The following is a 26226-nucleotide window of genomic DNA, read 5'->3' on the forward strand; positions in this document are numbered from 1 at the left end:
ACAACTCCAAACCCGGCGCGCACGCACCGGGTCGCAGGGGATCAGCGGTTGGTCTTGATGTTGGTCCAGGTGCGCGTACGGATTCGCTCGATCGCAGGCGGAATCGGCTCCAGGGCAAACAACGTCTTACGCACTTGCTCCGGCACATACATGTTGGGGTTGTCGCGGATATTGGCGTCTACCAGTGCAGTGGCGTCCTTGTTCGGGTTGGGGTAGCCGATCTTGTTGCTGATGCGGGCAATCACTTCCGGACGCAGGATGTAATTGATGAACGCATGGGCCTCGGCCACGTCGGGGGCATTGGCCGGGATCATCATCACGTCCGACCACATCGGCGCGCCTTCCTTGGGCAAGGCCATCTCGACCTTGACGCCCTTGCCGGCGGCATCCGCCAATTGCTTGGCCAGCGCGACACCACCGGACCAGCCCACGCCGACGCAGATATCACCGTTGGCCAGGTCCATGCCGTAGCGCGATGAGTTGAAATAGGTGATGTAGGGACGGATTTTCATCATCGCCGCCTGGGCCTGCGCATAGTCCTCGCGCTTCTGGCTGTTGGGGTCCAGGCCCTTGTAGTGCAAGGCGATGGGCACGATTTCGTTGCCTGCGTCGAGGAAACCCACGCCGCAAGTGGCGAGTTTGGCGAGGTTTTCTTCCTTGAAGATGATGTCCCAGGTGTCAATCTTTACGTCGGGCCCCAGGGCCTTGCGCACCTTGTCGACGTTGTAGCCGATCAGCGTGGTGCCCCACAGGTAAGGTGCGGCGTAGCGATTGCCAGTGTCACCCACCGCTTCCAGGGACTGCATGAACTGCGGGTCCAGATGCTCCCAGTTCGGCAACTGCTTGCGGTCCAGGGGCTGGACGGCACCGGCGGTGATCAGGTGCCCCAGGTTGGCAGTGCCGGGGAAGACCACGTCGTACCCGGAGTTGCCCGTCAGCAGCTTGGACTCCATGGTTTCAGCGCTGTCGAACACGTCATAAATCGGGCGAATACCGGTTTCTTCCTGGAAGCTCTTGAGCACTTCCGGCGGCAGGTATTCGATCCAGTTGTAGATCCGTACGGTCCGTTCTTCCGCCAGGCAAAAGCCACTGATCAGAAGGGAGGCGACAGTGCCCAGCAAGGTGTGACGCAAAAACCTGTTCATGATTAAACACTCCAGCGCGGCCACGATGGCTCGCGGCACTTAGTAGCGATAGGTGAAATACAATTCCAGCGCGCTGAACCTCTGGTCATCGCCAAAGACTTGCTTGGCAGCGGCCAGTGGCTTGACCCAGTTGTAGGACAGCGATGTATAGAACGACGGCGTGGGCGTCCAGTCGAGGAAAACCACGCTCTCATCGGCAAAACGCCGGTCACTGACCGCCGCGCCCATGTAGTTCTTCTCGTCCAGCCAGAACTGATAGTGAATCGTGCCGAGGGTCACGGTGTCGCTGAGGTGGGTCTTGAGCGAGAACTGCTGGACCTTTTCGTTGCTGTTGAACAGCAGGTAGTTACCGACCACGTCGCCGATAAGCCACGTGCTCCAGTCGACAAAGCCTTTGCTCAGCGGGTCCCAGGCTTTCTGGCGGTTGTCGGTGAGGTTGTCGTCACCGGAAAAACTCGCGTAGCGGTAGCCGATGATCGGTGTCAGCGGCAGCGTGCTGAAGGCATAGTCGGCCTGGCCATACCAAGCGTTGGCATCGTAGTCGGCACCCTCGCCGCTGCCGCGCTCAATGGCGTATTCGGCGTTCAGCGTCAGTGCCTGCACACCGGGCACCTTGGCGTTGAGCGCCCTGATGTTGTAGACCTGCATCCCGTCACGAAGACGCGGGAATGTGCTGCCTCTGGGGCCCAGGGCATGGACCTTCATGGCCATCGCCCCCAGGGTCACCTGGTCATCGACGTTGTAATCGAGGTTGACGCCAGTCATGCGGAAGTCGCCCAAATCGTCGTCGGTGCGCAAGGTGAATGCCTGGGATTTGAGTGCGCCATGGTTCCAGGCCAGGACCGCCGAATCCTTGAACGCGGTTCGAGGGCCCAGCCAGTAGGCGGCGTCCTTGTACTGGTCGAGGTTGCCGTCCATGACGATGAACCCGGTGCCGATCATGTAGTTCTGGCGGCCTGCGGTGAAGGTCCACTCGCCGGCCCGAAAACCAGCGTAGAGCTCTTCAAACGCGGCTTTACCGTCGGAGCTGCGGGTGAAGCCGCCCGCATCGCCATCGCCGAACGTGCTGGCAGCCACCAGGGAGCCGCCCGCCAGCAGGCTGAAATCGGGCTGCAGCGCGTAGTCAAGTTTGACGCCGGGCTTGATGTAGAGCTCTTGCCAGTTGATGTTCGCGCCGCCGTTTTTACCGCTGCGTGCATCAACCTGGCCACTGCCAAAGTTAACGCCACGGGTAAACAGCGTCCCACCACCCGCCGTGAAGTTGACTTCGCCCTTGAGATTGCCGTCCTCAAAGGTGTAGCCCGCCAACGCGACGTGGGTGGTCAGGGGTAAGCCGACCGCTAAGAGCGCTCGTGAGAAACGCTTGGTGAAAACCATAAGAAGCTCCTGTGGAATTATTGTTGTTACAGGGCAGTCAATGGCGACGCAGCGCGCCGCCAACACCTGGCCTGGGCCAGGTGAATAGAACGCAAGACTCTTATTGTTGGGCGTGTGTCAGGGATTCAGGTGGGCCGCAATGGCACGCAGCATCCGCACGCTGTCGGCATCGAACGGGCCGACCGCTTCCGTCAGAGACGATTGCTTGACGATCACCACGCCGGACGGCTTGTCGATGAACAGGTACTGGCCGTGAATTCCGCCGGCCATCAGTGCCTGGCTGTGATCGTTGAACACGTACCACTGGCTGCGATAGGACGCACCCGGCGTCCAGCTGGAAAACTCGTCATTTTGCGCGTAGATCGCCGGATCGGAACCGGCGGCGATCCGGGCGACGGTCGCAGGGGACAGCAGTTCAAGCCCTTCGTGGCGTCCATTGTTGGCCAGCAGCCGACCGAAACGCGCCATGTCCCTCAAGGTGGCGCTGAAGCCTGCGCCCGCCACATTGCGTCCCCAGGCGTCGGCCATGAAGTAGCCGTCACGGTCGCAACCCAGGCGCTCCCAGATCGTCTCCAGCATCTGACTGCAAGCCTTGCCCGACGCACGTTCCATAACCCATGCCAAGGCTTCGGTGGTCGCGGTCACATAATGGAAAAATCCGCCATGGCTGCCGCGTTTCTTGAGAGATGGCAAGTACTGGTACAGGGATGCGAATTGCGCGTAAGCCGCCGGAGCCGGCTGAAAGCCGCAGGCATAACCGTACTGCGAACTCTCTGAGTTGGGATCGTCGTAGACCTCGCTGTAGTCGATGCCCACCGCCATGTCGAACAACTGACGCACCGTGGCATCGCCAAACGCACTGCCGGCCAGCTCGGGGACGTAATACGCAGCGAGCAACTCAGGTCTGAGCACGCCCTCGGTGACCAGTTGCTCACCCAACGTCCCAATCAACGACTTGGTCACCGAGAACATGATGTGTCGATCACCGGCGCGCTGTCCGTTGAAGTAACGCTCGAACAACACCGTATCGCCCTGCATCACCAGGAACCCGTCGGTCTGGCTGGCCACAAGGTGATCGATAACGCTGATGCTCAGCCCGCATTCGCTGTTGAAATACAGCGAATCCAAGGCTGTCGGGGCAACCTTGAGCGGGCTGGCAGGTGCTGCGCCCGCCTGCACGTCGATGGTGGGACGCAGTCGTGCGAGGTTGCGAAACCCCCATTGACTGAAGGGCGAACGCATCCAGTTGTCCCACGTAACGCGGCGTTCGGGCTCTGACGGGAAGCCCTGCATGAGTAAAGGTGCGAGGCGAGGCTTGGACAACGCCTCGTCAGTCTGGACATACAGGCTGGCCAATGACGGCGTGATTTTCTGACCCATGGTGTAACCCTGGAAATGACTCTGCATGCGAGCAGATGCGAAGCAATAATTAACCGGCAAATATTCTTTAGTCAATAAAAGATTTAACCGATCAAAAGCTTTCTAGGCCACGGGCCGCCGATCACCTTGCCGTCAGTAGAAGTACGCCACGCGAAACTGCAGCGAATTATCGATCTTCACGCCCTCGCGCACCGAGGTGTCATGCATGAGCTGCCCCATCACCTGCACTTGCTTGCCCAGCATCGTGGCGACAGTGAAACCGAGCGTGCCGTTACTGCGGCTGGTGGCGAGGGTTTCATGGTCAAGCGTCTGGCGCGCGCCCCAGTTATGTCGATACGAAATCGCGGCGTAAGTGTCCGGGGTGAAGTTGTAGCGTAAATGGTTGTGCAACTGGAATAGCGGCGCTTTTTCGGCGTCGGTGGCGCGCTGCTTGTCGTAGAACTCCGTTTCGGCGATCACGTCCCAGGTGATTTTATCGGTGAGTCCCTTGATGTAGCCGACTTGAAAGTCCAAGGCCCAGCGGTTATCGCTCAACGCAAAACCCTGGTTTTTATCGCTGCCGGTGGGTGCCGTGACGAACACCGACCAGCCCAGGTGTTCATTTCTGGCAAGGTCTGCGATGGTCCATACCGTTCCACCGAAGGTGATATCCCCCAGCCCCGAGTTTTTGCTGTCGGTGGCGCCGATCTTCTGATAACCGAAGGGGATCACAATCTGTGGATCCCAGGTCAAGCCTGTGTTGAAGAACTCGGTGAAGTGGATCAATCGCAACACGCCGACAGTCAGGTCGAGGTCGAGGTTGTCAGCGACTTTCTTGCCGCCGGAATACACCTTGTCCCCTCGCGGATTCTGCTGGTACAGCACCACCACATCGGTGCCTTGGGGCAGCGCGGTGTAGTCGCCGGGGTCGGGTTTGACATCGGCCTGGGCCAAGGGCGCCAGACTGGCAAACAATGCGCTGAACGTCAGAGTGCTAAGTATTTTCATGGCGGGTCCCGTTATTTTTATTGGAGGCAGAGCTTCGCCATGACGACTCCGTGGGGAGTCGCCAGGCTTAGGTGAAACGGATTGGAATCAGTGCGCGGTGGTGTGTCCGCCAGCCTTGAGATCGGCTTGCAGATCCTGGGTACGCTTGACGAGGTATTGACGGATCAATTCCATGTCTTCGCGCTGAAGAATGTCGGAAAAATTCGGCATCCCTCCATTGATCAGCGCCCCGCTGAGAAAGGCGGGAAACGCCGCGTGCTTGTTGTCATCCAGGTACCGCAGGTCTGGCACCACACCGCCGCTGATAGCATTGAGGCCATGGCAACCGGCACACAATCCATTGAACAGCCCGCGCGCCTGGGTCAGTTGCTCGGGGGTTGCAGTGAGTGCCTGATGGGTCGTCGGCATGACGGGTGCGGCTTTCGGCGCAGGCAGTTCCCCGTGCGCGCCCAGTTTGAAAGCGATCACCCGCGACTCTGCTCGCACCTTGCCTTTGTTGGTCAATGGGCCGGTCAGCAAAGGAATGATGCCGCCCCACCCCACAGAGAACGCCACATATTGCTCGCCATTGACGGTGTAGGTGACGGGCCCGGCCATTACTCCTGAATTGGCTCGATGCTCCCATAGCGGCTTGCCGGTGTCGGCGCGGTAGGCGACGACGCGCCCATCGGCGGTGCCCTGGAACACCAGGTTACCCGCCGTGGCCAACGTGCCGCCGTTGCCGGCGCTGATGTACGGTTGCTTCCAGGCGGCTTTCTGTTTTACCGGGTCCCAGGCGATCAGTTCGCCGCTCCAGGCGTCGCGGATTTTATTCAGGATTTTCGGGTCCTCAGGCAGGTCCGGCACATCCAGGCCGAAGTTCACCACGGACTTGTTCGAGAAGAACATCGGCGCCTTGGCCGCTTTCAGTTCGGCCAGGGTGTATTGGGCCGGGATGTAGACGTAACCGGTCTTGGGGCTGAACGACATCGGGTGCCAGTTGTGCCCGCCGAGGAAACTCGGCTGCACCACTTTCGGCTCCTTGGAATAGTCGGCCGCGCCGGTGAGGATCGGACGCCCGGTTTTCAGGTCGATACCGCTGGCCCAGTTGACCGGGACGAAATTCTTCGCCGAGAGCAATTGCCCGTTGGTGCGATCGAGGACATAGAAAAACCCGTTCTTCGGCGCCTGCATGATCACTTTGCGCAGGCTGCCGCCGATCTTGATATCGGCCAGGATCATGTGTTGGGTCGCCGTGAAGTCCCACTGGTCCTGCGGCGTGATCTGGTAGTGCCACACGTATTCGCCGGTGTCTGGGCGCAGTGCCAGAATCGACGATACGTACAGGTTGTCACCTTTGCCATTGGTGCGGAACTGGTAGTTCCAGGGTGAGCCATTGCCGGTGCCCACATAGAGAAGATCAAGCTGCGGATCGTAGGCCATGGAGTCCCAGACCGTGCCGCCACCGCCCCACTTCACCCAGCCGTCGCCATCCCAGGTTTTCATGGCCTTGGCCATGGCGGGGTTTTCCGCTGGCAGCTTGGGGTCACCCGGCACCGTATAGAAGCGCCACACCTGTTTACCGGTGTCGGCATCGTAGGCCGTAACGTAACCGCGCACGCCGAACTCGGCGCCGCCATTGCCGATCAGCACCTTGCCCTTGACGATGCGGGGCGCGCCGGTAATCGAATAGCTTTTTGTGCGATCGATAATGGTATCGACGCTCCACACCGGCTGACCATTAGCCGCATCCAGGGCGATCAAGCGTCCATCGAAACTGCCCACATAGACTTTGCCCTGCCACACCGCAACGCCCCGGTTGACCGGCCCACAACACCCCTGGCTAAGGTTTTCGGCGGGCACTTTCGGGTCGTATTTCCACAGCAACTCACCGGTGGCGGCATTGATGGCATACACGATGCTGAAGGCGCCGGTGGTGTACATCACACCATCGACCACCAGCGGCGTGGCCTCGGTGCCGCTGTCGATATCCAGCTTGGTCGTCCACGCCAAGCCCAGCTGTGCGACGTTGCCGGCATTGACGCTGTCCAGTGGGCTGTAACGCTGCTCGTCATAGGTGCGACCGTGGCTCATCCAATTGCCGGGCTCCTGGTCGGCCGCGATGATTCGCTGGCCATCGACCTGCGCCGGGCCCGCCCACACAACAGAGCAGAACGTAGCCATCAGTAAGGGAATGCCTGGCAACAGGCTGCGTAATCTCATTATTATTTTTCTCCAGCGATAAGCGGCTCGGTGTCACCCCCAGCCCAGGCAAGCTTATTAGAGGACTTGGCGCGCTGCGCGACTTGACTGACGCTGCCAAAGCGCTTGGCATTCTCTGCCAGGCGCGCACTTACGTAGCGTGCTGGCGAAAATCCCGAGGGGCGTGCTGAAAATGACGCTTGAACGCGCGGCTGAAATGCGCGGCGTCGACAAAACCCCATTTAAAGGCGATCTGAGTGATGGATTCATGGCGCAGATCCTGGCAGCGCAGATCCTGGGCCACCCGCTCCAGGCGGCGCTGCTGAATGTAGCGAGAGATGCTTTCGTGGCGCTGCTCGAACAACCGATAGAGCTGGCGGACAGAGACGTTCAACTGCCGCGCCAGATAGTCAGGGCCCAACTCAGCCTCTTGCAGGGAAGACTCAACCAGGCGGGTGGCCAAGCCATACAGATCATCATGACCCACGCAGGCAAAGGCGGGCTGCCCGTCGGTGCGTTCATCCAGGCCAGCGACAGCCAACCGGATTAATGCATGTTCCAGCGCGGGCCCATCGCTCCTGCCGCCGGAGTCACCGCTCAACGCAACGTCACCCAACGAACGCACCAGAGCGCGAATCATGTGAGTGGCGACACTGTTGCGCGCGAGCTTGCCAAACAGCGGTTGCGGGCCAAGCTGATGGCTGACTTCCTGGCGTGACAGGTGAATCGAGATATTCTGCACCAGCCCTCGCGGCTCTATGTCGAAGGCCTGGGCCGAGTCCACCAGGGCGATGTCTTCAGGCCCTAATTCAATCACGTGATTTTGCCCGCGGATGCGCTGGTGGCCGCTGCTCTGAAGAATGAGAAAACAGTGACGATCGTCATCGCCGTCACCCGAGGTGCGATGGCGGCTGATCAATCCTGCATTGGTGCGGATATGGGCCAACTCCAGGCCGCACACATCCTGAGCGTGGACGTTGCCGATAAACAGTGTGTGCTGTTCGGACAGGGCTGTGCTGAAATTACCGCACACCGTACGCAAGTCGCGGTTCCAGTTGGCGAACGCCTCACGAGTGCTCAACAAGGCAGGCATATCCTCGCTCCCACAGGTTATTTATAGTTATACCGTTAACATATTATCTATTTTTTCCGGGTGCAAGCGGGCTGGGCTTGATGCGCGTGAGCAACCGGCCGTTCCAAGACCGTCGCGCTATTGCTTTTGACCTCAAATCACCCGTGACACACACTGCCCGGGTACTAAAATCAAGGCTGAAACAGGAGTGGTGGTTATGCGCAATTTTTCAATTCAACGCCTCGACCATGTGGTTCTGCGGGTGCAGGACATCAAGCGCAGCCTGGCTTTCTATACCTCGGTGCTGGGATGTGAGGTCAAAAAGCGCCGGGAAGACCTGGGCCTGATTCACCTGAGCGCTGGGGCATCCATGATCGACTTGGTGGACGTGAATGGCTCCATCGGACGCCAAGGCGGGAAGCCGGCGGGCAAGCAAGGGCACAACGTCGATCACGTTTGCCTGCGGGTCGAGCCGTTCGATGAGCAGGCCATTCTCGGCCACTTGGCTGACGCGGGAATATCCGCTGAAAAAGCCGAGATGCGCTATGGCGCAGAGGGCACAGGCTGGTCGCTCTATTTCAATGACCCGGACGGTAATCAAATCGAGTTGAAGGGCCCGGCTGTGCAGCCTTGATGCAGGCTCGGCCCCGCCGCCCCCGTGACACAACATCATAAAAATAGATGATCTTAAAAAACCACATAATGACAATATCTAATAATTAGCTTATTCCAAAAAAGACTTTCCCTCGGGTTTTTTATAGGAATATCTTCACTTCACAGACCGACCCCATACCTGGCGGAGGACGTACCCCCGACCACCAGGAGCCTGATATCAGGCTAAATGGACCGATCTCGACATGCCAGACCTCACCTCCCCGCTGCCCCTCAAGAACTTTCACCTGTCACTGCTGACCAGCTCCCTGCTGCTCGCCACTGCGCCCTCCTTCGCCGAAGCCGCGACGGAAGACGCCCAACTCGGCACCGTCACCGTGATCTCCACCGGCCTGCGTGGCCAGGAGCGCACCGTGGCCGACAGCCCGGCGCCGATCGATGTGATCAACAGCGAGCAACTGCTCAAGACCGGTCGCGCCGAATTGTCCGAAGCGATTGCCAAATTGCTGCCGTCGTTCAACTTCGGCACCAATATCGCCGGCTACAACTCGGTGACTCGCCCACTGAGTAACCGCAGCCTCGGCCCGGCCTACACGCTGGTGCTGGTCAACGGCAAACGTCGCCACAACGGCGCCACCGGTCAGCGCGGGTCCATCGACAACAGCGGCGCGAATGCGGTGGATATCGACCTGATCCCGGTCAGCTCGGTGGACCATATTGAAGTGCTCAAAGACAGCGCTGCCGCCCAGTACGGTTCCGATGCGGTGGCCGGGGTGATCAACATCATCCTCAAGACCGGCAACAGCGGCGGGCACCTGGAAACCAGTTACGGCCAGTTATTCTCCGGCCAGGGCGAAACAATCAAGGTGGCCGGCGACCAGGGTTTCAAGCTGGGCGACGGCGGCTTTTTCCACCTCTCCGCCGATGCACGCAAACGCGGCGAAGCCTCTTGGAACGACAAGGCCGACGGCAGCGTGAGGGCCTTCAACGATCCGGCCAAGGAAGCCGCCTGGGACCGTGTGGCAATCAAGAACGGCGACCCGGACCTCAAGGCCTTCAACCTCGCTTACAACGCCGAACTACCCCTGGAAGACCTGACCCTCTACTCGTTCTCCACCTACGGCGAGCGTGATGCCGAGGCGGCCAACTACTTCCGCCTGCCCACCGGCCGCGCCGCCGTGCCCGAGGTGTTCCCGGACGGTTACTACCCCTTGAACAACATCAAGGACCGCGACTACCAGCTACTGTTCGGCGGCAAGGGCCAAGCGGCCGAGTGGAACTGGGACCTGAGCACCACCTACGGGCGCAACAATGTCCACCACTCCAGCGACCTCAACATCAACCCGTCCCTGGGCACCGCCTCACCGACCAAATTCGACAACCTGGCCACCTTCCGCTTTGAGCAGTGGGTCAACAACCTGGACTTCACTCGCCGCTACGACAGTTTGTTTAACCTGACTTCGCCGGTGCAGGTGTCGGCCGGCCTGGAACATCGCTGGGAACACTTCAGCACGTTCGCCGGCGACCCCGAGGCCTATATCACCGGGACCTACCCGGCGGCATCGGGCGCTCAGGCGGCGGTGACGATTCGCCCGGAAGATGAAGTCAGCCTGATCCGCAACAACTACGCCGGCTACCTGGATTTAGGCTTTGACCTGACCGAGCGCTGGTTTCTCGACGTCGCCGGGCGTGTCGAACATTACGACGACGACTCAGGCAACACCTTCGGCCTGAAAGTGAACTCGCGCTACGAACTCACCGACAGCGTGGCCGTGCGCGGCACCGTCGGCACCGGTTTCCGTGCGCCATCCCTGACCCAGATCGGCTACACCGTGGCCGACAACCGAGTCGCCGTAGACGTGAACGGCAACGTGGTGCCTGCCGTCACCCGCCTGACCCCGTCGGGCAGCAACCTGGCCAAAGCCTTGGGTGGCGATGACCTCAAGCCGGAGAAATCACGCAACCTCGGGCTGGGCTTGACCTGGCAACCGGCACCGCGCACCAGCATCACCGCTGACGCGTACCTGATCGACATCGACGACCGTATCGCCTTGACCAGCAACATCTACGACCAAGGCAATGGCGTGATCAACGGCATCCTCACCGCCCAAGGCGTGCCCTCCGGCACTTGGGTCAACTACTACACCAACGCTTTCGATACCCGCACCCGTGGCCTGGACGTGGTCGCCGACCACACCACGCCGCTGGATGCCTGGGGTGATGTGCGCTGGAGCCTGGGTTTCAACTGGAACAAAACCACTATCGAAGGCAACCGCGATACCCCGAGTGTGCTGGCCAACTCCGGCGTCACCCTGGTAGGCCGCGACCGCGAAGGCGACCTGACCGAAGCCTCGCCCAAGACCAAATGGATCCTGGGCGCCAACTGGAAGGTCGAGGACCTGGCAGTGAACCTGCAAACCAGCCGCTACGGCGCGGTCAAGACCTTGGCGGTCAACCCCACGGGCGACCGCAGCTTCGGCGCCAAATGGATCACCGACCTCGACGTCAGCTACACCTTCGTCGACCAGATCACCGTGAGCATCGGCGGCACCAACATCTTCGACGTGCGCCCAGACCGGCACGCCGTCTACAGCAACCTGGGCCTGGCGCCCTACGGCAACCCGCCGTTCTACCCCGGCGGCGGCTACTGGTACACCAAGCTGGCCTACGACTTCTAAGCCAATCGCCATACGAGGGCATCCCATTGAACACCTCCAACTTGATGAGCCGTCTATTGGCCCCGTGCGCCCTGGCGATTAGCCTGGCCGCCTGCTCGCCTTCGGGCAGTGACGCCCAGGCCGGCAAGACCCTGAACATCGCCTTTTTTGGCGACAACACCACCCTGGTCAGCGTCGACCCGTTCCAGGTCTATTGGCTGGAACACCGCGTGCTGCTGCGCAATGTCGCCGAGTCCCTTACCGATCAAGACCCGGAGACCGGCAAGATCATTCCCTGGCTGGCCAAAAGCTGGGAAGTCAGTGACGACGCGCTCACCTATACCTTCCACTTGCGCGACAACGTCACCTTCAGCAACGGCGAGCGCTTCAATGCGGTGGCGGTCAAAACCGCCTTCGACAGCAACAAGGCGTTAGCCACCGAGTTGCCGGCCACCTTTGGCGCCACCTACCTGGCGGGGTTCGACCACGCCGAAGTGGTGGATGACCTGACCGTCAAACTGGTACTGGCCAAGCCCAACGCCGGCTTCCTGCAAGCCACGTCCACCACCAACCTGTCGATCCTCGCGCCGGCCTCTTACACACTCAGCGCCAAAGAGCGCTCGTTGGGCAAGATCATCGGCACCGGGCCGTTCGTGCTGGCCAGCTACACCCCGGAAGTCGGCGCGCACCTGACCAAGCGCAAGGGTTACGCCTGGGCTTCGGCGAATATGAAGAACCAGGGCGAAGCGCACCTGGATGCGGTGGACATCAGCTACATCCCCGAGGAAAGCGTGCGCAACGGCCTGTTCCTGCAAGGCAAGGCCGACATCCTGTGGCCGCGCAACCCGTTCTCCGAGGTGGACCTGAAGCTGTTCCAGTCCAAGGGCGCCACCATCCAGAGCCGTTCGCTGCCGGGGCCGGCCCTGAACCTGTATCCCAACACCCGTGATGGGCGTGCACTGAGCGACAAGCAAGTCCGCCTGGCCCTGCAAAAGGCCATCGACCGCAAGAGCTACGCCAGCACCGTCTACAACGCCGAATTTCCGGTGGTGGACGGCATCTACGACGTCACTACGCCTTATTTCAAGAGCCAGGGTGCCAAGTTGGCCTACGACCCGGCAGGCGCGGGGCAGCTGCTGGACCAGGCCGGCTGGGCCAAGGGCGCGGACGGCTACCGCCAGAAAAACGGCAAGCGCCTGAGCCTGAGCTACAACATCACCCCATCCGAAACCGCCGGTGACGTGCTGCTCCAGGACCAACTGCGCAAGGTCGGTATCGAGGTCAAACTCAACGTGGTCACCCGTGCCGAATGGGTCGCCAACAACTCGGCCGGCAACTATGACCTGACCAGCACCTACATGACCCGCGCCGACCCGATCATCCTGCAAACCATCCTCGACCCACGCACCGCCAACAGCTCGACCCTGGCCACCAACCTCTACGAACCGGCGGTGCTGAACGCTGCCAAAGGCCTGTTCGATGCAGGCATCACCGCCACCCAAAGCCAACAACGCGCAGCGGCCTACGGCAACCTGCAAGACCTGCTGGTGGATGAAGGCTCGGCGTTCCCGGTGTATGAGCGCGTGTGGCAGGCCGCAACGTCGGCCAAGGTGAAAAACTTCCGCTGGACCGCCGAAGGTTTTGCACTGCTGGGTGATATCGAGGTCGCCGCGCCATGAGTCGTTACCTGATTGGCCGGGTCGGCCAGGCGCTGCTGGTGCTTTGGGGGGCCTACAGCATCACCTACTTCATCCTCTATCTGCTGCCCGGCGACACCTTGTCGATCATGCTCAGTGCGTCCGGCATGGAAGCCGACGCGCTGTCGGTGGAAGACCTGGCCAAGGCGCGGGCCTATTACGGATTGGATAAAGGTCTGTTTGAGCAATACATCGACCTGCTGCTGGGCGCGCTGCGCGGTGACTTTGGGCAGTCATTGTCACTCAACCGCCCGGTGGCCGAGTTGCTCGCCGAGCGCCTGCCACAGACGCTGTCCCTGGCGGGGCTGGCGATTGTGCTGTCGCTGCTCGGCGGCATTGGGTTGGCGTACCTCACCGCGTATATCCGTTGGCAACCCCTGAAAAAAGCACTGGCGCGCTTGCCGTCCCTGGGCTTTTCGGTGCCGGTGTTCTGGATGGGTTTGTTGCTGATCCAGGTGTTTGCGTTTGGCCTGGGTTGGTTTCCCGCGACCGGCACCCGTGGCTTCGAAAGCTTGGTGTTGCCGGCGATCACCCTGGCGATCCCAAGTGCCGCGGTGTACGCCCAAGTGCTGCAACGCAGCTTCCAGGGCGTGTGGAAAGAGGCCTATATCGTCACCGCCTACGCCAAGGGCCTGAGCCGGGCCCAGGTGCAGGCACGCCATGGGTTCAGGAATGCCGCGCTGCCCATCCTCACCCTGATCGGCCTACAGGTGGGCAATACCGTGTCCGGCGCGGTGCTGGTGGAAACCATCTTCGCCCGTTCCGGCATCGGCCGCCTGGCCCAGGAAGCCGTAATGCGCCAGGACATTCCGGTGGTGTTGGCCATCGTTGCAGTGTCGGCGGCAGCCTTCGTCCTCGTGAACCTGCTGGTGGACTTGCTGTACCCCTGGCTCGACCCGCGCATTTCCCACACGCCAAAGGTGTCCTAGACCATGACGACGCTCACCCAGAAACGCGTGCGCAGCGAAACCCTCTGGCACCGCCGCAGCCACTTGCAACGCGCCACGTCCACCCTGCTGCCCTTGCTGCGCCGGCCGGGGTTCAGCCTGGCCGTGGCAGTGGTGGTGTTCTCGCTGGTCGCCGCCCTGGCGCCGCACCTGCTGAGCAGCTTCGACCCCTACGCCACCGCGCCGCTCGCCAAACTCACGGCGCCCAACTTGACCCATTGGTTCGGCACCGATGAACTGGGCCGTGACCTGTTTACCCGCGTGGTCTACGGCGCGCGCCTGTCGGTGCTGGCGGCCTCGCTGGCGGTGGGGATCGCGCTGGTAGGCGGACTCGGGCTGGGCATTTTGTCCGGGTTTGCCGGTGGCCGTATCGATGCGGTGATCATGCGCGTGGTCGATGTACTGCTGGCTCTGCCTGGACTGCTGCTGGCCCTGGCGATCGTCACGGCCATCGGTTTCGGCACCGTACCGGTGGCCATCGCGGTGGGCATCGGCATTATTCCTGGCTTTGCCCGTACCACCCGCGCCGAAGTACTGCGGGTGAAAACCCTGCCCTATGTCGAAGCCGCACGGCTGGGCGGTGCCAGTTGGGGCCGCACGTTGTTGCGGCACATTCTGCCCAACGCCTGGGGCCCGGTAGCGGTACTGGCAACGTTGGACTTCGGCGCAGCCATCCTCGCCACCGCAGGCTTGAGTTTTCTCGGTTTCGGCGCCGCACCACCGGCGGCGGAATGGGGCACCTTGATCGCCAACGGCCGGCACTTTCTGATCACCGCACCTTGGGTGTCGTTGCTGCCCGGCCTGTTCCTGGTGGCCGTGGTGTTCAGCCTCAACCATATCGCCCGCACCTTCGAGGAGATCCAGCGATGAGCCCGTTTTTGGTCGATGTACGCCAACTCAGTGTCGATTACCGCTCCAGCGGCCAGGTCAATCCAGCGGTGCGTTCGCTGTCGTTTTCCCTCGCCCAAGGCGAAACCGTGGCGATTGTCGGCGAGTCCGGCTCGGGCAAATCCACCCTGGCCAACGCCATCCTTGGCCTGCTGCCAGACAACGCGCAAATCAGAGCCGGTCAACTGTGGGTGGATGGCCATAACTTGACCCACGCCAGCGAACGCCAGAAACGCAACCTGCGCGGCCGCACCATTGGCCTGGTGCCCCAGGACCCGATGGTCAGCCTCAACCCTACCCTGCGCATCGGCCAACAGATCGCCGAGGCGTTGATCCTGGCCAAGGGCAAGCGCTACCCCGGCGTCGATGCGGATATTGTCGAGTTGCTGCAACAGGTGGGGATCGACAAACCGGTGCTGCGCGCCCGCCAATATCCCCATGAACTCTCCGGCGGCATGCGCCAGCGCGTGCTGATCGCCATCGCCCTGGCCGGTAATCCGCGCCTGATCATTGCCGACGAACCCACCAGCGCGCTCGACGTCACCGTGCAGCGCAAGATCCTCGATCACCTGCAACGGCTGGTCAGGGAGCGCGGCATTTCGCTGTTGATCATCACCCATGACCTCGGCGTGGCCACCGACCGCGCCGACCGCATTCTGGTGATGCAGCACGGCGAGGTGGTCGAACAAGGCCCGCCACAGCAGATCCTGGGCCGCCCCCGCCACGACTACACCCGCGCACTGATTGCCGCCGCGCCCGCCTTCACCAAGCGTCGCGAACCGTTGATCAATCTCGACCTGGGGCGCGAGCCGATCCTCAGCCTGCACAACGTCGGCAAGACGTTTGCCCTACCCAAGGTCAAGGGCGAAGCCTCGACCTTCATGGCCCTGGAAGGTCTTAACCTTGAGGTGTACCCCGGCCAGACCCTGGCCATCGTCGGCGAGTCCGGTTCGGGCAAGAGCACCGCGCTGCGCATCGCCCTCGGCCTGGAGAAGCCGAGCCAGGGCCGGGTCTGGTTCGAACAACAGGACGTTACAGACCTCAGCTGGCGCGACTTCCGCCCGTTGCGCCAACGCCTGCAACTGGTGCAGCAGAATCCCTTCGCTGCGCTGGACCCACGCTTCACCGTGTTCGACAGCATCGTGGAGCCGCTGGTGTCGTTTGGCTTGCTCAAGGGTGCCGCCCTGGAACAGGCGGCGCGGGAGCTGATCAGCCGCGTGCACCTGCCGGTGAGCTTTCTGGACCGTCTGCCCCGTGAACTGTCCGGCGGCCAGTGCCAACGCGTCGCCATCGCCCGCGCCCTGGCGTTGAAGCCCGACCTGTTGTTGCTGGATGAACCGGTCAGCGCCCTGGACGTGTCGGTGCAGGCACGCATTCTTGACCTGCTGCAAGAGCTGCAACGGGAGATGGGCATTGCGTATGTGCTGGTGTCCCACGACTTGTCAGTGGTGGCCAACTTCGCCCATGAGGTGCTGGTGCTGCGCAATGGTCGCGTGGTTGAACAAGGCTCGGTGGCGCAAATCTTTAACCAGCCGGCCACCGAGTACACCCGCGAACTGATTGCGGCCATCCCTGGCCGGCAAGTCGCGGCAAGCGCCGCCTGAGGTTTACTGCGCCGAACAATCACGCGCCACGATGCCCTTTTCCTGGGCATACGCGGCGGACTTGGCTTCGATCAAAGGACGCAAAGTGGCGCGGTCGGCTTGCAGCCAGTCGGTCACCAGCACCCACTTTTGCCCATCCCATTGCTGCACTCGGGCCGAACCGCCGCCTTCGTGGTCCGCGCAGGACAATGTCAACGGCGCCAACAGCCCGTCGAAGCCCATGGCCTTGAGGCGTGCCGCATCGATATTCAGGTGCTCGAACGCCCAGCGAGTTTCCTCACCGTTCAGCGCGCGGTTGCCGAACTTGGCCTGACCGGTGCGCAGCGCTTCGACAGCAATCGCGGCGTTGATCAGGCCGATGTTGTAGTAGACCTTGCCGAAGTAGCTGGCGTCCTTGAGGTTGCTCTTGCCGGGATCGAGGATGAACTGCTTGAGCTTTTTATGAATTTCGAAACCGTCGCCACCGGGGAACGGCGCCAGCGCCTGGTAGCCTTTGGCGGCGGTGCCGGCGGGAATCACGTCGGCTTCAGAGCCTGCCCACACATCACCGATCAGACGGTCCACGGGAACGCCAAAACGCACGGCGGTCTTGATCGCCACCGGTGTCGAAACGCCCCAAGTGCGCAGGAATACCCAGTCCGGGTTGATCTGGCGCACTTGCCGCCATTGAGTGGACTGCTCGTTACCTGGGTCTGCTACGGGAATCTGGATGTTCTCGAAACCGTACTTTTGTGCCAGCAACTGCATGGCCGCCTGGGTTTCGCGACCGTAGGCAGAGTCGTGATAGACAGTGACGATCTTCTTGCCCTTGAGCTTGTCCAGCCCACCTTCGCGCTGGGCAATATAATTGATGCCCACCGAGGCCTGGCCGTAGTAGTTGAGCAACAACGGAAACGCGTAAGGGAACACGCGGCCATCAGTGGATTCGGTACGCCCGCCGGCGCCATCGATCAAGGGGATGTGATCGACGGCAGCACGGTCCATCAGCGCATAGGAGGCCGGGGTGCTATGGGTAAAGAAGAACCCGGTGGGCGCACCGTCAAGGCCGCCTTTGTAGCGTTCGTAGCATTCGATGATGCGGTCGGTCTTCCACTCGGTCTCGCATTCCTGCCAGACCAGCTTCACGCCGTTCACCCCGCCTTCGACTTCGTTGATATAGCGAAAGTAATCAATTTCCCCGGCCCACCACGGAATACCGCTGGAGGCATAGGCGCCAACTCGGTAGGTGGCCAGCGGGATGAACTGTTGATCGTTGGCGGCCTGGGCGATGGTCGACAATGGCCCGCCCAAGGCGCCGAGTGCCAGCAGGCTGGCGATGACTGTGCGTTGCAAGACGTTGTGCATGGGTGTGGTTTCTTATGAAAGGTGAGGTTTCCCCTCCCGTTGTCGGGTCAGCGCCAATCGGGTCACAACACAATTCATGCCAAGCGCATAAGCCTTCTTATTCAAGGGGTTGCGCTGTACCGGTCACCCCGCACGGCTCGGATAATCGAACACTTTATTGAACCGCTGTTGCGCCACCAACACCGCGTTCGGTCGCCAGGCCTGCGGCAAAATAGCGCGTTTTACTTCATGCCTGAACTGCGGCTAAATACGCGCCCCTTTGCGTCGATGGCTTTATGGCTATGTTCAAACGCATCAGCCCCTGGATCGCCTGCCTGGCCCTGTTGCTCAACATGCTGGCCATGCCGTTGAGCCGCGCCCTGCAAACGCCGGACATCGGCCTGATGCTGTGGGGTGGATTCTGCTCGGGCGGCGCCTCCCAAGCCCTGCCACCAGGCTTTGACAAGCTGATCGACCCGCTCAAATCTGCGCCTTCGACTGCCGCCATGAAGCATGGCGACTGCTGCTGCGGGCATGCTGGCCTGGCCGCGCTGCCGTCCAACTATTACCGGCATTGGCTGCCGCGCTATGCGCCGGATGTCGCCCTCGCTGATCCGCTGTTACCCACGTTGCATCCCAGGGTTCGCTGGCCGAGCCTGAGCCCGCGCGCCTCCCCTGTTGCCTGACTGCCCCGAAACCCTTTGTTTTCTGCCGCCCCTTGAGGGTGGCTGAACGTCCTTGAAGTCTTTTGGTCATCAGGAAGCGTGCTCATGCCTGCTCCATTTACTCTGTCCCGCGCACAGCGTATCGCTGTGCCCTCCTCACTCTGGCCGCTGCTCTCAGTGTTTGCACTCACGCCACTGGCCCATGCAACCGAAAGTTCGGCCCTCACCCTTGGCACCGTCAGCGTCCAAGGCAGCACCAACGCCAGCGGCCCGCTGAACACCGCCAGCGTGCTCAGTTCGGTCGACATCCTCGGTGCCGACATCCTGGAGAAAATGCCGGTCAACTACAGCTGGGAGCTGTTCAGCCGTGCGCCAGGGGTCATGCTCACCGAATTCAACCAAGGCACCACCTCCGGCAAGATCTCCTTTCGCGGTTTCAACGGCGAAGGTGAAGTGAACGCGGTGAAGCTGCTGATCGATGGGATCCCCAGCAACAGCAACGACGGCAACATGCCGTTCATGGACATGATTTTCCCCATGGAGCTGGACAGTATCGAAGTGGTACGTGGTACCAGCGACGCGCGCTACGGCCTCAACAACATTGCCGGCAACGTCAACATGCTGACCCGCACAGGAGGCGACTACACCAAGGCGCGAATCCGCTACGGCAGCTACAACACCCGCGAGACGCAACTCGCCAAAGGCATCGAAGGCAGCAACTGGACGCAGAATTACTTCTTCGCCTACCAGAAAGCCGATGGCTACCGGGATCATGCCCAGGCGGATAAATTCTCGATGTCCGGCAAATGGTTCTACACCCCGGACGACAGCAGCTACCGTGTCGGCCTGATCGCTCGCCATTACGAAACCGAGGCGCAAGAGCCGGGATATTTGAGTGAAGACGACGCCCGCCACCACCCCACCATGACCAACCGCTACAACGCCACCGACAAAGGCACGCGGCGGATGAACCAACTCAGTGTGCACTTCGATACCGAACTGGCCGAAACATTGGCCTGGGCGGCAAAAACCTACCTCAACACCTTCGACGACCGACGCTGGACGCAATACTGGCGCACCAGCTCCCAGCAGGAGCGCGACGCCTACGAAACCCAGTACGGCGCCCTCACCTCCCTGACCTGGCGGCCCGAGGTAAGCGGGCTCTACGCCTTCGCCCTGGAAGGCGGCGCGGACGTCCAGCAGCAACAGAACACCAGTGAACGCTACCGGACCCAGAACCGCACACGCCTGGCGCAAACCCGCGACCAGCAGTTCGACTTTGATACCTACGGGGCTTACATCCAGGCTGAGATCAAACCGTTTGAATCGCTGAAAATCATCCCGGCCTACCGCGTCGATAAAATCCACGGCGACTTCACCAACCAAATGACCGGCATGGATTACGCCATCAACGACTATGGGCTGATCAAACAACCCAAGCTCAGCGTGGTGTACTCGCCGTGGGACGTGGCCAGCGTGTACGCCAACTGGGGCCGTACCTTCCAGGTCGGCACCGGCGCCGCTGCCTACAAGATACCGCCACGGGATACCGACCTCGCGCCGTCGATCAACGAAGGCTGGGAAACCGGTATCAAGTTCACCCCCGCCGACTGGATCGACGGCCGCGTCGCCTATTGGCAGCAGGAAGCCAGCGGCGAAGTCAGCCGCCGGCTCAATGACCCGAATGGCGAATCGGATAACGTCGGCGAAACCCGCCGCTGGGGTTACGACGCGCAGTTGAACCTGCACCCGAACGACCGCACCGACATCTGGATGGCCTACGCCTGGCAGTACTCGAAAATCCTCCAGCCCAGCGCCACCCTGCCCAACAGCAAAGGCCAGGAAATCGACCACATCCCCCATCACCTCTACAACGCAGGCATAAACTACAAAGCCACCCCCGCGCTGCAACTGACCGCGTGGATGAACGGCCAGACCCACTATTACCTGGAGCGCGAAAACACCAAGGGGACTTACGGCGGTTACGTGTTGATGAACCTGGGGGCGACGTACCAAGTGACTGAATCCGTCAGTGTCGACCTGCAACTGAAAAACCTCACCAACCGCTACTACGAATACGTCTGGTACGACCCGGACGGCGCGAAGGCGTCACTGCACTCACCCGGCGACGGGCGTGCGCTCTATACCGGCGTCACCTTGGACTTCTGAAAGGCAACCCCTTGTTATCAAACATAAAATAAGTCACTGATTTTAAAGGGTTAACCATTTCCCTAAACGGGCCTGTTTTTGTGACGAGCGTGGCCTCTCACATTTGGATAGGGAGAGGTCGTCAAATGCCCATGGGTTCCGGGTCCGTCACAGGGGCACTCTCCCAACCACCACAAAAAAATGCCTACCCCCGCCAAGGGGTAGGCATTTTTTCCTCCCATCGTTACTGCTTAGCGTGCTTGACCTGCACCTCAGGCATCGCCGAAGAGTGGTGATTAAGAATTTTCCACTGGCCCCCCACCTGCTCATAAACGAAGGTGTAGCGCGCCTGCACATGGCTGACCTGCCCCTTCGCGTCGGTCAGGGTGAAGGTGTAGACCCCGCTGTCCATGGCTACGTTAGTGCCCAGTTGGCGGATTTCACGGTAGTTGATCTGGCCTACCGGCTTGAGTGCCAGGAAGTGATCGAAGTAGTCCTTGATCTGATCCGGCGTAGTGCGCACTTGGTTGGACACGGTGGGCTGCAGCACCGCGCCCGGCGCATACAGGTCGACCACCGAGGTGACGTTGCCGGTCTGCAAAGCGCTGTTCCAACGGTCAAACAAACCGGCAATCTCCCGGTCCTTCACATTGGCCGGCGCCTGGGCCACCTCACGGTAGACATACGGCGACGTTTCGGCGGCCTGAACAAACGGAACGCTCAAGGCAAACATCAGGGCGATTGCTGCGGGCTTGAATTGCATTGGGATACTCCAGTGGTGTTCGTTGAGCCCACTTTGCCAAGCCGACCGTGGCGCGCCATCGGCCAACCGGAGTCATTTACCTATGCCATTTGGCAGATAGCGCCCAAGGTGTTTAACCATGTTTAATAGACCCCCCGCACGCCCGCAGCACTGGAGCATCACCCATGCATAACCCGCCCCATGACCCCGGCAGCGCCTTGGCCATGCGCGCGCATTTCCGGCAATCGGAAAGCCGCACGGCGCGGCTGCGGCTGTTAGTGGATACCGGGCAGGAGCTGAGCCAACTGGCCCCCGACGCCATGCGCGAACGCGTGCTCGCACGGGCTTGCGCGTTTCTTGCGATGGACCATGGCCTGCTGCAGGAATGGGCCGCCGACGGAGCTGTTCGCACCACGGCGAGCCATGGCAGCCCGGCACGCTTGACCAGCCTGGCCGCCCTCGCTGACCGCGATCTGCGCGCACCTCGCTGGAAGGAGCAGCCTCACAGCGTGCTGCAAGTGCCGTTGCGTGGCAGTGACGGCAAAGCGTTTGGCCTGCTGGTGTTGGGCAATAGTGTCAGCCTGCGGGCACCGGAGCACGAAGACAGCGAATCCCTGCAACTGCTCGCCACCCTGCTGGCCACTCACCTGGAAAACGATCGCCTGCTGACCACCCTCAAAACCCGCGACAAGACGCTGTCCGACCTGGTCAACCGGCTGTTTCGCGCCCAGGAAGACGAACGCAAGCGCGTGGCCTACGACCTGCACGACGGCCTGGCACAGACCCTCGCGGGTTTGCACCAACGGCTGCAAGGGTTTGCCGGCCGCTGCCCCGTACTGCCGGACGCACTCGCCGCCGACTTGCAGGCGATTCTCACCCTGGCCCAGCACTCCGTCGGTGAAGGCCGTCAACTCATCGCAGGTCTGCGCCCCACCGTGCTGGATGATTTCGGCCTGTTCAAAGCCCTCGACAAAGAAGCCGACCGTCTGCGCGACGCTGGCATCAACGTGGTGTGGCTCGTCCACTGTGAAACGCGATTGCCCAGCCAGGTGGAAATCGCCCTGTTCCGGATCGGCCAGGAAGCCATCAACAATATCCTCAAGCATGCGCGCGCCAGCCGGGTGAACCTGACCCTGGCCTTGCACGACGGCCAGGCTTCCCTGCGCATGGACGACAACGGCAAGGGCTTCACTTCGGCCCCCTCACGCGATGACGCCCAGCATCTTGGCCTCGCGACCATGCAGGAGCGTGCCAGCCTGCTGGGCGGCAGCTTCACCTGCGTCAGCGCAGTCGACTGCGGTACCCAACTGCACGCCCGCGTGCCAGCCCACTTGCCTGGAACTCCTCAATGACCGACGTCCTGCGTCTCGTACTGGCAGACGACCATGAAGTCACGCGCACCGGTTTCGTCTCTCTGCTGGCCGGCCTCGCGCAGTTCGAGGTGGTCGGTCAAGCCAGCGATGGCCTGCAAGCAGTGGAGCTGTGTGAGCAACTGCTGCCGGATATCGTCATCCTCGACATCCGCATGCCCGGGCTCAACGGCTTGGGCGCCGCTCGGTTGCTGCAAGAGCGCCTGCCAGCGGTGAAAGTGGTGATGTTCACCATGGACGACAGCCCCGAATACCTGGAAGCGGCGATGAATGCCGGTGCGGTCGGCTACTTGCTCAAGGACGCCAGCCGTGCCGAGGTGATCCAGGCCCTGCAAAAAGTCGGGGCCGGCGGCGAAGCGCTCAACACAGCGGTCAGCACGCGGCTATTGCGCCGCATGACCGAACGCCAGGCCAGCGGCGCGGCCCCCACCGAAAACCTCACCCCGCGCGAGCGCCAGGTCCTTGGCTTGGTGGCCAACGGCATGAGCAACCGCGCCATCGGCGAGCAGCTCGGGATCACCACTGGCACCGCCAAGGCCCATGTGGAACGCGTGATCGGCAAGCTCGGCGCAGCTGATCGCACCCAAGCCGCCGTACGCGGCATCGCCTTGGGCCTGGTGACGTCACCATGAAGCGGCGTTGGGCCGACCTGCCACTGCGGGGCAAGGCGCTGGTGGTGATCTCGCTGCCGCTGGTGGTGCTGTTGCTGTCGCTCGTGCTGATCTACACCACCGAACGCCAGACCGCCCGCGCCGAAGAGGACGTGCGCCGGGTGCTGCGCGTGCAAGGCGATATCCAGGCTGTGCACACCCTGCTCGCAGAGGCCGCCGCCAGTGTGCGCGGCTACCTGCTCACTCGCCGTGAAGACTTCCTGCCCAGCTACCTCAACGCCAGGCCGCAGATCGAGTCCGCCCTACGCCGGCTTGACCACAACGTGCGTGATCAACGGGTACGCGAGCAACTCAGCGCCATCAAGCCGCTGATCGATGGCAAGGTCGACGGGCTTGAAGAGATGCTCAAGGACCGCGACGCCACGCCGCAATCGATCAGTGCCATCCTGATCAGCAACAAACACATCCTCGATGCGCTGCGCCAACACATCAGCACCATGCTCACCCTTGAGGCGTCGTTGCTGGCCGAGCGCAGCGCGGCGGCGGCCGAAACCCGTCAGCGTTTGTTGCTGTCCACCTGGCTGGCGGCGATTTGCGGCTTGTTTGGCGCCATCGTCGCCGTGTTGTTCCTGTCCAAAGGCATTGTGGCGCGGGTCCAGAATGTGCAGCGCAACGCCCAGCGCCTGGCCCTCGGTTCGCCGCTGCTGCCGCAACCGCCGGAGCACGATGAAATCGGCCAATTGGGCACCAGCCTCGTAGAAGCAGGGTTGCTGCTGGCCGAGCGCGAGCGCGCATTGCGTGACAACGAAGAACGCTTGCGGCTGATCATCGATGGGGTCAAGGACTACGGGATCTTCGCCCTCGACACCGCGGGCTATGTCACCAGTTGGAACAACGGCGCCGAGCGGATCAAGGGCTACACCGAACAGGAAATCATCGGCCAGCATTTCTCGGTGTTCTACTTGCCCGAGGAATGCCCTCAGCACCCGGACATGGCGCTGCGCGAAGCCACCCGCAACGGCGATTACACCGAAGAAGGCTGGCGTTGCCGCCAGGACGGCACGCGGTTCTGGGCCAGCGTGGTGATCACCGCGCAGTACGACGGCACTGGCGCCTTGCGCGGTTTTTCGAAGATCACCCGCGACATCACCGACCGCCGCGCGGCCGAGATCGCTCTGCGCAAGGCCCGTGAGGAAGCCGAACGTGCCAGCCGTGCCAAAAGCGAGTTTCTGTCGCGCATGAGCCACGAACTGCGCACCCCGCTCAACTCGATCCTGGGCTTTGCACAACTGCTGGACATGGACGCGCCCAAGGCGCAAAAGGCCGACGTCGGGCATATCCTGCGGGCCGGCCAGCACTTGCTGACACTGATCAACGAAGTGCTGGACATCGCCAAGATCGAGGCGGGAAGCCTGGCGTTGAATATCGCGCCGATCCCTCTGGCGGAGGCGTTGCAAGAGGCGCTGTCGCTGGTGTCGCCGATGGCCGCCGAGGCGGGCATTCGGTTACAGCCATTGCCCGCCTTGGCGGCGGATGTGGGCATCGTGGCCGACCGGCAACGCCTGACCCAGGTGCTGCTGAACCTGCTGTCCAATGCGATCAAATACAACCAGCGCGATGGCGACGTCAGCATCGAAGTCAGCATTGATGGGCCGCGTATCACCGTGTCGGTGTGTGATACCGGCAACGGCATCGCGGCGGATCACCTGGGGCAATTGTTCAAACCGTTCGAACGCCTGGGCGCCGACCCCAATGTGGAAGGCAGCGGCCTGGGCCTGGCCCTGAGTAAAAGCCTGTTGGAAAACATGGACGGCCACCTCAACGTGCAAAGCCAGGCCGGCATTGGCTCACGCTTCACGCTGGAGCTCCCGTTAGCCCGCGTGGCGGCATTCCAGCGCAGTACCACGCCCGTTATCGACACCCAGTTGCCGCGCCCTGTCCCCGCCGCCTGCACGTTCCTGGGCAAGGTGTTGTGCATCGAAGACAATCTCTCCAGTCTGGCGCTGATCGAAACCCTGCTGCAACGCCGACCGGGGATAAAACTGCTGTCGAGCATGCAAGGCCAACTGGGCCTGGACCTGGCCGCGCAGCACGCGCCACAGTTGATTCTGCTGGATGTCTGCCTGCCGGACCTCGACGGATTGAAGGTGCTGCAACGCTTGCGCCAGTCACCGATCACCCGTGACACACCGGTACTGATGATCACCGCCGACGCCAGCGACCTTACCCGCCAGGCTCTGCAGGACGCCGGCGCAACCGCCGTGTTGAATAAACCGATCAACGTGCCCGCGTTTCTCGCCCACCTCGACCAGTCTTTCCCGGAGCCCGCGTGAACCTCGACCTGCGCATTCTAATCATCGACGACCAACGCCCGAACCTCGATCTGGTGGAGCAACTGCTGGCGCGCGAAGGGCTCACCAACGTGCTGAGCAGCACCCAGCCGCTGCGCACCCTGGAGCTGTTCAACAGCTTCGAACCGGACTTGGTGATCCTCGACCTGCACATGCCGGAGTTCGACGGCTTTGCGGTGCTGGAACAACTCAACCGGCGTATCCCCCAGGGCGAATATCTGCCGATCCTGGTACTCACCGCCGACGCGACCCGCGACACCCGCCTGCGCGCCCTGGCCCTGGGCGCCCGGGACTTCATCAGCAAACCCCTGGACGCGCTGGAAACCATGCTGCGGGTGTGGAACCTGCTGGAAACCCGGGTGCTCTACAAGACCTTGCGCACCCTGGTACCCGCGCAGCACATCGAGTTGTTGCAACGGCGTGAATCAACGGGCAATCTGCCCGCCGCCGGGGAGGACTCGGCTTAACT

Annotated in this window: 20 protein-coding genes; 12 read left to right on the forward strand and 8 right to left on the reverse strand. The window is 61.7% G+C overall.

Features of this window, described 5'->3' with window-relative positions; translation table 11 throughout:
* Nucleotides 1-41 precede the first annotated feature (41 nt).
* From G9Q84_RS19485 to feaR, 6 genes are all read right to left on the reverse strand, one after another.
* Entirely contained in the window at nucleotides 42-1145 is a 1104-nt protein-coding gene (locus G9Q84_RS19485) for a polyamine ABC transporter substrate-binding protein (protein WP_122753234.1), read from the reverse strand.
* Nucleotides 1146-1184: 39 nt separating this feature from the next.
* Complete coding sequence (locus tag G9Q84_RS19490; RefSeq protein ID WP_032891335.1) at nucleotides 1185-2522, reverse strand: alginate export family protein; 1338 nt, start codon at nucleotides 2520-2522, stop codon at nucleotides 1185-1187.
* A gap of 117 nt (nucleotides 2523-2639) precedes the next feature.
* Nucleotides 2640-3902, reverse strand: coding sequence for a serine hydrolase domain-containing protein (locus G9Q84_RS19495; RefSeq protein WP_122681547.1), 1263 nt, complete (start codon nucleotides 3900-3902; stop codon nucleotides 2640-2642).
* A gap of 132 nt (nucleotides 3903-4034) precedes the next feature.
* Nucleotides 4035-4889: a transporter gene (locus tag G9Q84_RS19500; RefSeq protein ID WP_095184865.1), complete on the reverse strand. Its 855-nt coding sequence runs from the start codon at nucleotides 4887-4889 to the stop codon at nucleotides 4035-4037.
* Nucleotides 4890-4976: 87 nt separating this feature from the next.
* On the reverse strand, nucleotides 4977-7091 hold the full coding sequence (locus G9Q84_RS19505; protein WP_181643918.1) for a PQQ-dependent dehydrogenase, methanol/ethanol family: 2115 nt from the start codon (nucleotides 7089-7091) through the stop codon (nucleotides 4977-4979).
* Nucleotides 7092-7221: 130 nt separating this feature from the next.
* Nucleotides 7222-8163: a transcriptional regulator FeaR gene (feaR, locus tag G9Q84_RS19510; protein ID WP_181643919.1), complete on the reverse strand. Its 942-nt coding sequence runs from the start codon at nucleotides 8161-8163 to the stop codon at nucleotides 7222-7224.
* 196 nt (nucleotides 8164-8359) lie between these two features.
* Here feaR and G9Q84_RS19515 point away from each other — a divergent pair, with 196 nt between their 5' ends.
* From G9Q84_RS19515 to G9Q84_RS19540, 6 genes are all read left to right on the forward strand, one after another.
* Nucleotides 8360-8776, forward strand: coding sequence for a VOC family protein (locus G9Q84_RS19515; protein ID WP_181643920.1), 417 nt, complete (start codon nucleotides 8360-8362; stop codon nucleotides 8774-8776).
* Nucleotides 8777-8999: 223 nt separating this feature from the next.
* Nucleotides 9000-11432, forward strand: a complete 2433-nt coding sequence (locus tag G9Q84_RS19520; RefSeq protein ID WP_181643921.1) for a TonB-dependent receptor plug domain-containing protein — start codon at nucleotides 9000-9002, stop codon at nucleotides 11430-11432.
* A gap of 44 nt (nucleotides 11433-11476) precedes the next feature.
* On the forward strand, nucleotides 11477-13090 hold the full coding sequence (locus G9Q84_RS19525) for an ABC transporter substrate-binding protein (protein ID WP_181643960.1): 1614 nt from the start codon (nucleotides 11477-11479) through the stop codon (nucleotides 13088-13090).
* On the forward strand, nucleotides 13087-14037 hold the full coding sequence (locus G9Q84_RS19530) for an ABC transporter permease (RefSeq protein WP_181643922.1): 951 nt from the start codon (nucleotides 13087-13089) through the stop codon (nucleotides 14035-14037). The genes G9Q84_RS19525 and G9Q84_RS19530 overlap by 4 nt, the downstream gene beginning before the upstream one ends.
* 3 nt (nucleotides 14038-14040) lie before the next feature.
* Complete coding sequence (locus G9Q84_RS19535; protein ID WP_032891314.1) at nucleotides 14041-14925, forward strand: ABC transporter permease; 885 nt, start codon at nucleotides 14041-14043, stop codon at nucleotides 14923-14925.
* Nucleotides 14922-16547, forward strand: a complete 1626-nt coding sequence (locus G9Q84_RS19540) for a dipeptide ABC transporter ATP-binding protein (RefSeq protein ID WP_181643923.1) — start codon at nucleotides 14922-14924, stop codon at nucleotides 16545-16547. The genes G9Q84_RS19535 and G9Q84_RS19540 overlap by 4 nt, the downstream gene beginning before the upstream one ends.
* Nucleotides 16548-16550: 3 nt before the next feature.
* Here G9Q84_RS19540 and G9Q84_RS19545 read toward each other — a convergent pair whose 3' ends face one another.
* Nucleotides 16551-17891: an ABC transporter substrate-binding protein gene (locus G9Q84_RS19545; protein WP_181643924.1), complete on the reverse strand. Its 1341-nt coding sequence runs from the start codon at nucleotides 17889-17891 to the stop codon at nucleotides 16551-16553.
* Nucleotides 17892-18166: 275 nt separating this feature from the next.
* On the opposite strand from G9Q84_RS19545, the gene G9Q84_RS19550 reads away from it, so the two are divergent.
* A complete protein-coding gene (locus G9Q84_RS19550; protein ID WP_122753223.1) occupies nucleotides 18167-18556 on the forward strand; it encodes a DUF2946 family protein in 390 nt (129 codons plus the stop codon).
* Between the two features lie 84 nt (nucleotides 18557-18640).
* A complete protein-coding gene (locus G9Q84_RS19555) occupies nucleotides 18641-20704 on the forward strand; it encodes a TonB-dependent receptor (protein WP_242461463.1) in 2064 nt (687 codons plus the stop codon).
* Between the two features lie 223 nt (nucleotides 20705-20927).
* Here the strand turns inward: G9Q84_RS19555 and G9Q84_RS19560 are convergent, their stop codons facing one another.
* Entirely contained in the window at nucleotides 20928-21446 is a 519-nt protein-coding gene (locus tag G9Q84_RS19560; protein ID WP_095184873.1) for an SgcJ/EcaC family oxidoreductase, read from the reverse strand.
* 164 nt (nucleotides 21447-21610) lie between these two features.
* On the opposite strand from G9Q84_RS19560, the gene G9Q84_RS19565 reads away from it, so the two are divergent.
* Genes G9Q84_RS19565 through G9Q84_RS19580 form a run of 4 tightly spaced genes read left to right on the forward strand, consistent with a single transcriptional unit; the run spans nucleotide 21611 to nucleotide 26224 of the window.
* Entirely contained in the window at nucleotides 21611-22777 is a 1167-nt protein-coding gene (locus G9Q84_RS19565) for a sensor histidine kinase (RefSeq protein ID WP_181643925.1), read from the forward strand.
* Nucleotides 22774-23427 (forward strand): response regulator, encoded by a 654-nt coding sequence (locus G9Q84_RS19570; RefSeq protein WP_032891304.1) that lies wholly within the window; start codon nucleotides 22774-22776, stop codon nucleotides 23425-23427. The genes G9Q84_RS19565 and G9Q84_RS19570 overlap by 4 nt, the downstream gene beginning before the upstream one ends.
* Nucleotides 23424-25739 (forward strand): ATP-binding protein, encoded by a 2316-nt coding sequence (locus G9Q84_RS19575; RefSeq protein WP_181643926.1) that lies wholly within the window; start codon nucleotides 23424-23426, stop codon nucleotides 25737-25739. Before G9Q84_RS19570 ends, G9Q84_RS19575 begins: the two co-directional genes overlap by 4 nt.
* Nucleotides 25736-26224, forward strand: a complete 489-nt coding sequence (locus G9Q84_RS19580) for a response regulator (protein ID WP_095184877.1) — start codon at nucleotides 25736-25738, stop codon at nucleotides 26222-26224. The genes G9Q84_RS19575 and G9Q84_RS19580 overlap by 4 nt, the downstream gene beginning before the upstream one ends.
* Nucleotides 26225-26226 lie beyond the last annotated feature (2 nt).

The sequence above is a fragment of the Pseudomonas sivasensis genome, assembly GCF_013778505.1.
Lineage (GTDB): Bacteria > Pseudomonadota > Gammaproteobacteria > Pseudomonadales > Pseudomonadaceae > Aquipseudomonas > Aquipseudomonas sivasensis.

Coding starts and splice junctions, on each gene's coding strand:
- G9Q84_RS19520 (WP_181643921.1), top strand. CDS start 9,000: ATGCCAGACCTCACCTCCCCGCTGCCCCTCAAGAACTTTCACCTGTCA.
- G9Q84_RS19550 (WP_122753223.1), top strand. CDS start 18,167: ATGGCTATGTTCAAACGCATCAGCCCCTGGATCGCCTGCCTGGCCCTG.
- G9Q84_RS19575 (WP_181643926.1), top strand. CDS start 23,424: ATGAAGCGGCGTTGGGCCGACCTGCCACTGCGGGGCAAGGCGCTGGTG.
- G9Q84_RS19495 (WP_122681547.1), bottom strand. CDS start 3,902: ATGGGTCAGAAAATCACGCCGTCATTGGCCAGCCTGTATGTCCAGACT.
- G9Q84_RS19500 (WP_095184865.1), bottom strand. CDS start 4,889: ATGAAAATACTTAGCACTCTGACGTTCAGCGCATTGTTTGCCAGTCTG.
- G9Q84_RS19555 (WP_242461463.1), top strand. CDS start 18,641: ATGCCTGCTCCATTTACTCTGTCCCGCGCACAGCGTATCGCTGTGCCC.
- G9Q84_RS19570 (WP_032891304.1), top strand. CDS start 22,774: ATGACCGACGTCCTGCGTCTCGTACTGGCAGACGACCATGAAGTCACG.
- G9Q84_RS19540 (WP_181643923.1), top strand. CDS start 14,922: ATGAGCCCGTTTTTGGTCGATGTACGCCAACTCAGTGTCGATTACCGC.
- G9Q84_RS19535 (WP_032891314.1), top strand. CDS start 14,041: ATGACGACGCTCACCCAGAAACGCGTGCGCAGCGAAACCCTCTGGCAC.
- G9Q84_RS19505 (WP_181643918.1), bottom strand. CDS start 7,091: ATGAGATTACGCAGCCTGTTGCCAGGCATTCCCTTACTGATGGCTACG.
- G9Q84_RS19515 (WP_181643920.1), top strand. CDS start 8,360: ATGCGCAATTTTTCAATTCAACGCCTCGACCATGTGGTTCTGCGGGTG.
- G9Q84_RS19490 (WP_032891335.1), bottom strand. CDS start 2,522: ATGGTTTTCACCAAGCGTTTCTCACGAGCGCTCTTAGCGGTCGGCTTA.
- feaR (WP_181643919.1), bottom strand. CDS start 8,163: ATGCCTGCCTTGTTGAGCACTCGTGAGGCGTTCGCCAACTGGAACCGC.
- G9Q84_RS19560 (WP_095184873.1), bottom strand. CDS start 21,446: ATGCAATTCAAGCCCGCAGCAATCGCCCTGATGTTTGCCTTGAGCGTT.
- G9Q84_RS19525 (WP_181643960.1), top strand. CDS start 11,477: ATGAGCCGTCTATTGGCCCCGTGCGCCCTGGCGATTAGCCTGGCCGCC.
- G9Q84_RS19545 (WP_181643924.1), bottom strand. CDS start 17,891: ATGCACAACGTCTTGCAACGCACAGTCATCGCCAGCCTGCTGGCACTC.
- G9Q84_RS19565 (WP_181643925.1), top strand. CDS start 21,611: ATGCATAACCCGCCCCATGACCCCGGCAGCGCCTTGGCCATGCGCGCG.
- G9Q84_RS19485 (WP_122753234.1), bottom strand. CDS start 1,145: ATGAACAGGTTTTTGCGTCACACCTTGCTGGGCACTGTCGCCTCCCTT.
- G9Q84_RS19530 (WP_181643922.1), top strand. CDS start 13,087: ATGAGTCGTTACCTGATTGGCCGGGTCGGCCAGGCGCTGCTGGTGCTT.